This is a genomic window from Corynebacterium sp., from assembly GCF_030530965.1.
Classification (GTDB): Bacteria; Actinomycetota; Actinomycetes; order Mycobacteriales; family Mycobacteriaceae; genus Corynebacterium.
In genome coordinates this window covers 1-11,098 of record NZ_JAUMTY010000058.1, presented here as the reverse complement: position 1 = coordinate 11,098, position 11,098 = coordinate 1, and the positions used below count along the sequence as shown (strand labels likewise).

11 protein-coding genes are annotated in these 11,098 nt (G+C 57.2%); all 11 read right to left on the bottom strand.

The window, feature by feature from the left end:
• Nucleotides 1–1,067 (bottom strand): VIT1/CCC1 transporter family protein (locus tag Q3981_RS09275; RefSeq protein ID WP_303125551.1); only part of this gene is annotated, 1,067 nt, incomplete at its 3' end.
• A gap of 76 nt (nt 1,068–1,143) precedes the next feature.
• Nucleotides 1,144–1,899, bottom strand: coding sequence for an isoprenyl transferase (locus tag Q3981_RS09270; protein WP_204087214.1), 756 nt, complete (start codon nt 1,897–1,899; stop codon nt 1,144–1,146).
• Nucleotides 1,900–2,000: 101 nt separating this feature from the next.
• Entirely contained in the window at nt 2,001–2,801 is an 801-nt protein-coding gene (recO, locus tag Q3981_RS09265) for a DNA repair protein RecO (protein WP_303125547.1), read from the bottom strand.
• Nucleotides 2,802–2,808: 7 nt separating this feature from the next.
• On the bottom strand, nt 2,809–3,741 hold the full coding sequence (era, locus tag Q3981_RS09260; protein WP_303125545.1) for a GTPase Era: 933 nt from the start codon (nt 3,739–3,741) through the stop codon (nt 2,809–2,811).
• A 95-nt stretch (nt 3,742–3,836) separates the two neighbouring features.
• Nucleotides 3,837–5,210, bottom strand: a complete 1,374-nt coding sequence (locus Q3981_RS09255) for a hemolysin family protein (protein WP_303125542.1) — start codon at nt 5,208–5,210, stop codon at nt 3,837–3,839.
• A 17-nt stretch (nt 5,211–5,227) separates the two neighbouring features.
• The gene (gene ybeY, locus Q3981_RS09250) at nt 5,228–5,836 is read right to left on the bottom strand and encodes an rRNA maturation RNase YbeY (protein ID WP_303125540.1); all 609 of its coding nucleotides are present in this window, start codon (nt 5,834–5,836) and stop codon (nt 5,228–5,230) included.
• The gene (locus Q3981_RS09245) at nt 5,833–6,906 is read right to left on the bottom strand and encodes a PhoH family protein (RefSeq protein ID WP_303125537.1); all 1,074 of its coding nucleotides are present in this window, start codon (nt 6,904–6,906) and stop codon (nt 5,833–5,835) included. Before Q3981_RS09245 ends, ybeY begins: the two co-directional genes overlap by 4 nt.
• A 166-nt stretch (nt 6,907–7,072) precedes the next feature.
• Nucleotides 7,073–7,972, bottom strand: coding sequence for a 16S rRNA (uracil(1498)-N(3))-methyltransferase (locus Q3981_RS09240; RefSeq protein WP_303125535.1), 900 nt, complete (start codon nt 7,970–7,972; stop codon nt 7,073–7,075).
• Between the two features lie 8 nt (nt 7,973–7,980).
• Entirely contained in the window at nt 7,981–9,126 is a 1,146-nt protein-coding gene (dnaJ, locus tag Q3981_RS09235) for a molecular chaperone DnaJ (protein WP_012731955.1), read from the bottom strand.
• A 204-nt stretch (nt 9,127–9,330) separates the two neighbouring features.
• Nucleotides 9,331–10,356, bottom strand: coding sequence for a heat-inducible transcriptional repressor HrcA (gene hrcA, locus Q3981_RS09230; protein WP_303125553.1), 1,026 nt, complete (start codon nt 10,354–10,356; stop codon nt 9,331–9,333).
• 65 nt (nt 10,357–10,421) lie between these two features.
• Nucleotides 10,422–11,098 (bottom strand): coproporphyrinogen-III oxidase family protein (locus Q3981_RS09225; RefSeq protein WP_368410105.1); only part of this gene is annotated, 677 nt, incomplete at its 5' end.

Below are 11,098 nucleotides of genomic sequence, written 5' to 3'. Positions count from 1 at the left end.
ATCGCAAGCTGGAATAACGCACGCTTCACCACGGATGTACCAGAGAGCAAACCGACGGTTCCTCCCGTGCACAAAAGCGCAATCCCCACCAGCGTGCAGGCCACCACCACTGCGGAAAGCCCCGTCATACCCAACAAGAACGGCAACACCGGGATGATCGCACCGGACGCAAAGAACAGGAAACTTGATACAGCCGCGCCCAAGGCAGTACCCACGACATCATGCGACTCCGCATACACCGGGTTAGCCATACGGCGTGCAGTATCCCGCGCTCCCGGCTGTTCCTGCGCGGACATCGCGCGGGTGACCTCGTCGAAGACCTCGACAGCTTTACGTTGAGCCTTCTCCGCGTCGTATCCCCTCGCCCGATAAACCAAAGCCAACTCGTTGGCATTCATGTCCAACTTCGGGACGATATGCTTCGCCTCCGGGTTAGGCTCTGACGCCGCAAGTAATTTCCGCTGCGAGGAGACCGATACATACTCCCCGGCCCCCATCGACAAGGCGCCAGCTAGCAAACCGGACAGGCCGGTCACCAGGACAGTGTGATGCGAAATCCCGGAGCCGATCACACCAAGCACCAACGCCAAGTTCGATACCAGGCCATCGTTGGCGCCGAATACCGCTGCGCGGAAACTCCCCGACATGTTTTCTCGCCCGCGAGCTGCCAGACCACGAACAACCTCGGCGTGGATCGCTTCGTCGGCAATCATTTGCTCGGTAGCGTCGGTGTCTTTCAAATACGGGGAGCGGGTCTCTGCAGACTGCATAAGTGCCAAGACCCAGACGGAGCCCATGTTTTTTGCCATCCAGCCGAGGAAACGCGTCCCCCAGCTGGGCGAACGCGGCATCCCCACCCGATCACCGAGGCGCTCCAGCCAGTACTCCTCGTGACGGTGCTCGGCTTCAGCGATCTCTAAAAGAATGGTGCGCTCTTCCCCCGTTTTCTTCCGGGCGAGTTCGCGATACACCGCCGCCTCAGCGCGTTCATTCGCTAAATAGCGCTGCCACCGGTTGATTTGCCTGCGGGTAGGGGTAGGGACATCAGTGGTCTTCTTCGAATTCATCGATCACTCCTCGGTACACACCATCAACCCCACAACCATGCAGCCAGGCCCTGGCCGCTACATCACTCCGTCGCCACTATTTGACCCCACCGAAACGACGGTCACGGTGAGCGTATTCATTTATAGCGGCCCAAATATGGTTCTTCGTAAAATCGGGGAAAAGAACATCTTGAAAAACATACTCCGCATAGGCGGATTGCCACAAGAGGAAATTCGAGGTTCTTTTTTCTCCCGACGGGCGAAGAAATAAATCTACATCGGGCATTTCCGGATCATATAAGAATGATGAAATATTTTTTTCAGTGATATCCGAAGGAGAAATTTCACCACTCTGAACTTTTTCGGCCACTAATTTCATGGCGTCCGCAATTTCCGCACGACCGCCATAATTAATGCACATGTTGAGCGTCATTCGGGTGTTATTCACGGTCTGAGCCTCAGCCTTCTCCAGCTCGCGAATAACTACCCTCCACAACCGGGGACGACGGCCGATCCAGCGAATGCGAACGCCCTTCGCATCCAGCTCATCGCGATGATCGTGCAACACCCGACGGCTAAACCCCATGATGAAGCGAACCTCTTCAGGGCTGCGTCGCCAATTCTCAGTCGAAAACGCGTAGGCCGACAAAGTGTTGACCCCGGCCTCGAGACAACCATCGACGGCGTCCATCAGCACGGCCTCACCGCGCTTGTGCCCCTCTGTGCGGGGAAGACCACGCTCCCGAGCCCATCGACCATTCCCATCCATCACCAGAGCAATATGGCGAGGAATCAAGTCAGCGGGAAGATCAGGCGGAGCAGATGGAAGTTGAACAGATGACGAAGAATTCACATGGAATATTCTGCCAGACCGGTATTGGTGTTCACGACCACCTGCCGACCTGGTCCGACGACCAACCGAGCGCGGGCGCGTAATCACGCGGAACCAGCTACCTAGCCTTCCATGAGTTCGACGGTCCGCAGCTTCATGCCGAGATGCCACTGCACATGCTCGACGACCAAGTCATGGCACCCGTCAGCTATACGACGAAACTCTGGGGAATCGCCCGACGACATCCATGCATCGCGGACCGCTCCGTCGCGATCATGAGCAAGCCACCACGCCAACCGCAGGGATTCCTCGGGAACTGTCAAGGCTCCGGGCGGGCGACACGCACCACACACTGCCCCACCGATCGACGCGGAAAACGCATGGTGAGGGCCTGGTTGGCCACATCCGGCGCAGGAAAACAGTTGCGGTTCCCAGCCCTCTGCAGCCAGGGCACGCAGGACAAACTTGTCGACGCGCAACGTCGGCAAGCCCTCGCCACGCACGCTGGACTGCTCCCCCTGTGCAGCTGAGTCCACCGGCCAGGAGTGCGCAATATCGCGGATGGCCGCTGCAGCGTCGTCACATAACGTGGCCTCTTCGCCCACCGTCAGTTTCTCGGCAACATCAAGCACCGCGCACGCAGCCGTGTACTTGGCGTAGGAATCAACAATCAACTGGTTGTAGGAGCGGACCGTTTCCGCCGACGTCAGCGTCGCCAGTGACCCCCGGCCAACATAGAGCTGAACATCGACGACGACAAACGGCGCGAGGCGACCACCAAACCGGCTTTTATTCTTCCGTACGCCTTTCGCGACAGCCCTGACGACGCCATGCTCACGAGTAAGCAAAACCACAATGCGGTCGGCTTCGCTGAAATCGTAATGGCGAACTACTAAGGCGCGGTCGCGATAATTCTGACGCATAAAAGAATTAAAAGCCCAATCTTCCTAAGGACTTAGGATCGGACTGCCAATTATCGAGCACTTTGATCCTCAGATCAACAAACACGTTCTGCCCCATGAGTTCGATGAGTGACTTACGCGATTGAGAAATAATCCGACCCATCCGTCGATTATTTTTACCCAATAAAATTTTCTTTTGACCGGGACGCTCAACATAAATAATGGCATGAACATCAAGAACGTTAGGGCGGTCGGGATTGGGTAAAACCTCGTCGACTTCCACGGCCACCGAGTGAGGCAACTCGTCACGCAGCCCCGATAGCGCGGCCTCACGGATTAATTCGGAGATGCGTGTGTCACGGTCTTCGTCCGTCACGTGCTCATCGGGATAAAACTTTGGTCCCTCAGGAAGACAGCTCGTCAAAACGTCGAGAAGAGTGGAAAGCTGAAAATTATCCTTCGCAGAACATGGAACAACATCGGCACCGTCGAGAAGATCATGGAGTGCGAGCAGTTGGGCACCGATTTCATCCTTTGATGCAATATCAGTTTTAGTGACAATGCCGATCAAAGGCATTTTGGGGGCGACTTTACGGACATTCTCCACAATCCACCGGTCCCCCGGCCCCAGTTTCTCATTCGCGGGAACACACACCCCGATGACATCGACGTCGGCGTATGTATCTTTAACCACTTCATTCAAGCGCTCGCCCAAGAGCGTTCGTGGGCGGTGCAACCCAGGGGTATCGACAACGATAATCTGGGCATTATCCTGATGAATCACACCGCGGATGGGATGCCGAGTGGTCTCTGGTTGGTCTGCAGTAATCGCAATTTTCTCGCCCACCAAGGCATTGGTTAACGTCGATTTCCCCGTATTCGGGCGTCCGACGAAGCTAACAAAACCTGACCGAAAACCATCGGGTTGATCGCCCAGGGAACTGCCTTGTGGTGCGTCCATCGCGTTTATTCTCCTTCTAGCGTGTGGGGCAATTTGTTATTTATGGAGCAATGATATTTAGCGTGATGACATGTGCCCGCCATGCTCATCACTCATCATGATTCAGACTCGTGATCACCCGCGCCGCTGCGGACGATCTCAGTTTTCGGGTCATCACCATTGACAGGTTCACTGGACGTGGCCGAACGGCTCACAACGACGCTGGTAATCCGGATGCGGCCTCGACGATCGTGTCCTCCCTCAGCGCGGAACGTGAGCCCCGCCGTCGTGACCTGGGCACCCGGTAGTGGAACACGGCCTAGCTCAAAGGCCAACAAACCTGCGACGGTCTCGACGTCCTCGAGCTGCTCCTCGGAGAATTCGATATCAATTCCCCGCTTCTCGTCGTAGAGCTCAACCAATTCGTCTAGAGAGAACCGTGCAACTAGTCGGAACGATCCATCGTCGAGTTCCTCGACGGGGGCAACTTCGTCCTCGTCATACTCGTCGCTGATCTCTCCCACGATTTCTTCCAAAATATCTTCAATGGAAATCAAACCAGCAATGGCGCCGAATTCGTCGACAAGAAGAGCTATATGGTCGTGGGATGTCTGCATGTCGCCCAAGAGCTCGTCTAAGGGCAGAGAATCGGGAACAAATTCCGCCGGGCGCATGACTTCTTTGACCGGCGTCGAGTTTTTACTGGGATCGTCATAGGACAAAGCCACGAGATCTTTCAGATAAACAACGCCCTCAATATCATCGACATTCTCACCGACGACAGGAATGCGGGAGTGGCCTGAGCGAACACACAAACGGGTTGCCTGGCGTGCGCTCTTTTCCGATTCAATCCACAACATATCTGTTCGTGGAACCATCACTTGCCGAGCACGCGTATTAGCTAAGTCGAAAATAGCCTGAATCATTCGTCGCTCTTCGACCTGAACAACACCGCGTTCCGAGGCTATGTCCACCATTTCACGAAGCTCAACCTCGTTAGTAAAGGGCCCTTGTTCGAATTTCTTTCCGGGCGTAAAAACATTTCCCAACCAAATGAGCAACGATGCCAGCGGGCTAAATAACTTCACAATCGGTCGTAAGAAAAACGCCGCTCGCAAACCAACCGTGTAGGGGTTTTGGCGGCCGACAGTTCGTCCGACCACACCCAAGAACACATAAGAAAGGACCGTAAGCAGGACAATCGCAACAACAACGGCAGCCTCGTGAATTAACCGAATAGCGAGGACCATAATAATGACCGATGCTCCCGCCTCGCACGCGGTTCGCACAAGAATGAGGGGGTTAATAAAACGAGCCCGATTATCCAATATCGCCAATAACGTGCGGGTGCTCCGTGTCTCATCCATGTCTTCAACACGGGCGCGTGAAATCGAGATCAATGCGGTCTCTACTGCTGTAAAAATCGCGGCAATAGCCAAAAGAACCACGACAATAACGCAGTCAATAAGGCCTTCAGTCAGAAAATTCACGGGTATGTAACGTCTTTCTATGACTTATCGCGATCAGTCGGCTCCGCGATCATCCCACCAACTGTGGACTTAATCATGTCCTGATCCAGCGCCTCACGATCTGCCGCGGTGGGAAACGCACCCGGCCCCGTCGGCTTCGGCCCATACGACACACCGCGTTCTTCCAGGTCGGTGTACCAGTCAGCGAGAATGTCGTTCTGGAGGGCGAACATCCGCCGCTCCTCCTCGGGGGCCACATGGTCATAGCCCAACAGATGCAAAATGCCGTGCACAGTCAGTAGAGACAACTCGTGGCCCAAACCGTGGCCGGCGCGATGGGCCTGACGCTCAGCAAAAGCGGGGCACAGAACAATGTCACCTAGCATTGCGGGACCAGGGGCATCCGCGTCTGGTCTGCCAGAGCCGGGAGTGAGCTCATCCATAGGGAAACTCATGACGTCCGTCGGGCCTTCCAGATCCAGCCACCGGACGTGGAGGTCCTCTATCGTCGGCTCATCGATAATAGAAATGGTCATATCTGCGGCCGGGTGAATATCCATCCGCATAAGAGCGAATTGCGCAACGTCGATAAGAGCTTCTTCGTTGACTCCGTCGTACCCGGATTCATTAAAGACTTCGATACTCACTCTGAGTCCTTCCACACATACCGCTGATGCTGAGGCCGCTCACCCTGCGTGCGTCCAGCATCATGGTGGCTACCATGCCATTTACCTCGTCGCGACGTTCCCGAACGAGCGCTATCACCGTCGTCACCCTCAAAGGCTGCGTATGCGTCGACAATGGCGGACACCAAATGATGCCGAACAACATCCTCGGATTGCATACGGATAACGCTGATGTCTTTGACCCCCTCCAGCACATTGACGGCGCGCCCCAATCCCGACTCCTGGTGGGGCAAATCGACCTGGGTGAGGTCACCGGTCACAACCATTGTTGTACCAAAACCGAGACGCGTCAGAAACATCTTCATCTGCGCGGGCGTGGTGTTTTGGGCTTCATCCAGAATGACGAAAGCATCGTTGAGGGTCCGCCCACGCATATAGGCCAACGGGGCGACTTCGATAATCCCGGATTCCATCAGCTTAGGAATGGTTTCCGGCTCGACCATATCGCGAAGGGCATCGTGCAGCGGACGCAGATACGGATCGATCTTTTCGTGCAACGTCCCAGGTAAAAACCCTAAATTCTCGCCAGCCTCAACAGCCGGCCGCGTCAGAATAATCCGATGAACCTCACGATGTTGCAGCGCCTGCACAGCCTTAGCCATGGCCAAATAGGTTTTACCCGACCCCGCCGGACCGATCCCGAAAACAATCGTGTTGCTATCAATCGCATCAACATAATCGCGCTGACCAGGGGTCTTGGGGTGAACACCCCGCCCGCGCCGCGTCACAATCGCAGCACTCTCCGACGGCAACGTCGCCGCCTCACCCCGAACCAATGTCACAGTTCTGGACACGGCGTCAGCGGAAATGGGATGCCCCCGACGGGCCATCGACTGCAACTCGAGGAAAATCCGACGGACCGCTTGACAATCCGCGGGCCTGCCGGACACCGTGACCCGGGCGCCGCGAACATGGACATCGGCGTCCACTGACCGCTCCACGATGCGGAGGTTCTGATCCGCCGGACCAAGGACCTGCGGTGCGTACTCGTCGTCAAGATCAAAGCTTAACGACGATATAGCCGACGACACGACGCTCTCGTGATCGTCACCGGCTAGCGCCCGCGAAGTGCCGGACCGTGGGGAATGACGTCGGGATGCCGAATTCGACGTACTCAGTGGAAACCTCCCTGGTTAGTGTGCTCACTCAGTGTAGCGTGCAGTGTGGTTCTCGTCGCCCCGACGCTCATATGCAGGCCTATCGCGCCTCGGACCAACGCCCGGACAGCACATTCACAGCGCCCAGAGCGACGCTCGCGGCTGTGGCAGTTCGCAATACTTCGGGGCCAAGAACGACGGAGGTGGCACCCGCATGAACAAAAGCGTCATGTTCATCGGGAGCGATGCCGCCTTCAGGCCCCACAATGAGCATGATCTGCGTCGCCTGACGTAGCTTTTCGGCCAACGAAGTCACACGAACCGATTCCGATTCCTCCAGCACAAGAGCGAGGCCGCCCGATTGCGTGACCTGTTCAATGGCATTGACGACGTCATCCGTCGTTGATAAAGCACCGATCCGTGGAAAGCGCGCACGTCGGGACTGCTTCGACGACGCGACAGCAGTGTCGGCCCACTTGCCGCCCGCTTTCCTCTCTTTGCCCTTCCACCGGGCAATCGAACGAGAGGCCGACCACGGGACGATAGTGTCGGCACCCGCCTGGCAGGCCAGATCAACCGCGAGTTCGGACCGATCCGACTTGGGAAGAGCTTGGACGACGGTGATGGGCGGGGTGGACATCGGCGTGTGGCCGGCCTCCAGAACTGTGGCCCTCAGCTGCGTCTTTGACGGGGTGGACTCCACTGTGCATCGGAGCCAATCGCCCTCACCATTAACCAAGACCAGCGAATCCCCCGCCACCAGGCGCTTCACGGTGACAGCATGACGGCCTTCAGAACCGGTGAGAAGAACGACATCGCCCACGTCGTACTGCGTCAGTGACTTTTGCTGGTGAGCATCAGGGTCACCGCCGGGCTCGTCATCGCGTTGCCCGCCGAGTTGGCCGGTGCCGCCGTCACGCGGACCAACAACGTCGGCTAACGATGGAAATGCTCCGCCGGGATATCCAGCGAAGCCATACACAAAGACGGGATCACTCATGTGAACACTTAACGCCCAACAAACCGGCTACGCAGCCGGGAGAAGAAACCGCCACCCGATTCCCTGTCGTTCACGACGGCATCGTCCTTGCGGTGGTTTTTCACCTGCTTCAGCAACTTCTCTGTCTTGGAATCCAGCTTGGTCGGCACGGCGACACTAACGTGAGCCACCACATTGCCTTTGCGGTCGGACCTAATTCGCGGCATACCCCGGCCCTCGACGGTGATAGTTTCATCCGGCTGCGTTCCCGGCGCAATGTCGAGGGGGAATTCCTCCCCTACCGGATCCTTCACGGAAATCGAGGTGCCGAGCGCTGCGTCGACCATGGGGACCGACACGCTCAGGTGGAGGTCGTCGCCCTCGCGGACAAAAACGCTGTCCGGTGCCACACGAACCTCAACATAGAGATCGCCGGCCGGTCCGCCACCGGGGCCCACTTCGCCCTGGCCAGAGAGGCGAACACGCATACCGTCGTCAATACCTGCCGGAATATCGACGGTGATAGGGCGACGCTTCTTCACACGACCATCGCCATCACACTTCGGGCACGGATCTTTAATGATCTCACCGGTGCCGCCACATCGGCTGCACTCCCGAACGGTCTGCACATTCCCTAAGAAGCTGCGCTGTGTTTCGACGACTTCACCTCGGCCTTGGCACGTCGGGCACGTCACTGGCGACTGGCCAGACTGGGAGCCTTTGCCCTGGCAGGCATCGCACAAAATAGCCGTATCGACGGTGACCTCTTTGCGAACACCGGTGTAGCACTCGGCGAGATCGAGCTTCATGCGGACGAGGGCGTCGTTACCAGGGCGCACGCGCGGTTTGGGTCCACGCATTCCTGCGCCCGCACCACCGAAGAACTGCTCGAAAATATCTCCCAGGCCGCCACCGCCGAAGCCACCTGAGAATCCACCTGCGCCACCATAATTAGGCTGTGCCTCGGGGTCACCGCCGGCATCAACGATGCTTCGCTTTTGCGGATCGGTCAGCACCTCTTGGGCGATTTTGAGTTCGTTGAATTTGTCAGCGGCCTCAGCGGAATCATTGACATCGGGGTGATACTTCCGCGCCTTGCGTCGGAAAGCTTTCTTAATGTCCGCGTCAGAAGCATTTCTGTCGACGCCTAATATTCCGTAATAATCTCGAGCCACAGCTCACGTACTCCTTGTTTACCTACGTCAGTGTTCAGGGGTTAGCTTTGTTCACAATTTAATAATGGTTAAAAGCGGGGAATCTCGCGATAATAATACGTTCTTCCACTCGTGCTCAGTTTTAGCACTCTTGCACTGTGAGTGCTAGTTTTCCGACGTCCTCTGCTACGAGGATCGCGGCCCGCTCCGATCACTCCCCGCTGATCATTCTCCGCGGAGAACGTCACCAACATATTTAGCGACGACGGCAACGTGCGACATCGTACCTGGATAATCCATAAATGTTGGGCCGACGACACCTAAGCCGCCCAGTCGCTCGGCCGCCCCACCATATCCAGCAGACACGATGGACGCGCCCCGGAGCTCTTCGGTTTCGTTCTCCTCGCCGATGGACACGTGCACGGACTCCAGATCCCGAGCAGCAGCCAGCAGTTTCAGCACCACCACTTGCTCCTCAAGGGCCTCCAGCACGGGCCGTAACGCGTTGGATCCCTCCTGCGTACGGGTCAAATTCGACGCCCCGGCAAGGATTAGCCGGTCGGACGGGCGCTCAACAAGGGTCTCGACGATCACAGTGGCACACGCGACAATGACGGAACGCAGCTCACGCGGCGCATGAGCCACCAATGATTCCATCGCGTCGGGAGCGTCCGCCAGGGTCTTGCCACTCAACGCGCGGTTCACCGCGTCGCGAACACGCGGGACATCCTCAGTCGGAATTTCCGACGTGACCTCCACATTCCGCTGTTCCACACGTCCCGTGTCCGTAATTAACACCAAGAGAAGGCGATGAGGCGTCAGCTGCACGATTTCGCAGTGCTTGACGTGGCTGACGGTCAGCGTCGGCACTTGAACCACAGCAACTTGCCTGGTCAACTGGGCGAGCAACTGAACGCTGCGTCGTAAAACATCCTCCAAATCAACACCATCTTGGAGGAACGACAAAATGGCGCGATGCTCCGCCCTGGACAAGGGCTTAATGTCATGGATCGTGTCGACGAAAGCCCGGTAGCCCTTCTCTGTGGGAATGCGCCCGGAACTAGCGTGCTGCTGCGTGATGTAGCCTTCCGCTTCCAACACGCCCATGTCATTGCGAATCGTCGCCGATGACACGCCCAATTTATGACGCTCGACCAACGACTTCGAGCCCACCGGTTCCCGCGACGTAATGTAATCGGTCACGATGGCCCGCAACACCTCAGCACGGCGTTCTTGAGTTCCAGCCATCAGTACCTCCTTATCGTGTCGTCGAACAACCGTGGCCCTCGTGACGGGCTGCTAGCTCTGAGAGCCCGCTAGCTATCTTCACTCACCAGGATATCGGTGATGATCCCATCCGCTAATAAACGCCCACGGTTCGTGACCGCCACCCGATCGGGAGAAGGACGCCACAACAACCCGTCATCAATGAAGCGCTCCACGCACGATGTTGTTGATTCAGGCAGCTGGGATTCCTCGATCCCCTCGGCCAACCGCAAGGCCAACATTACGCGCTCCTCATGGCGTTCAGAGGGCGACAAGTCCTCAACACCCTTCAAGGCAAGCGCGTCCTCGCCCTGGCTGATCATCGCAGAGTAGCGGGCGGGGTGTTTGACATTAACAAACCTCTGGTTACCGATGTGGCCGTGCGCGCCCGGGCCGGCACCCCACCAGTCGCCGTCGCGCCAATAGACCAAGTTGTGCCGGCACTCGCCGCCCGGACGTGACCAGTTGGAGACTTCGTACCAGGAGAAACCCTGCCCGCTGAGGGCGTCGTCGATAATGCCGTACCGACGGGCCAATGTGTCCTCATCAGTTTCGGTCAACTCACCGTGGCGCACTTTGCGGAACATCGCCGTTCCCCGCTCGATAATCAGCGAATAGGCCGAGACGTGATCAACATCAGCGCTAAGAACTGCATCGACCGAGCGCTTGACGTCATCGTCCACTTCCCCGGGCGTGCCATAAATAAGGTCAAGGTTGACGTGCTCGA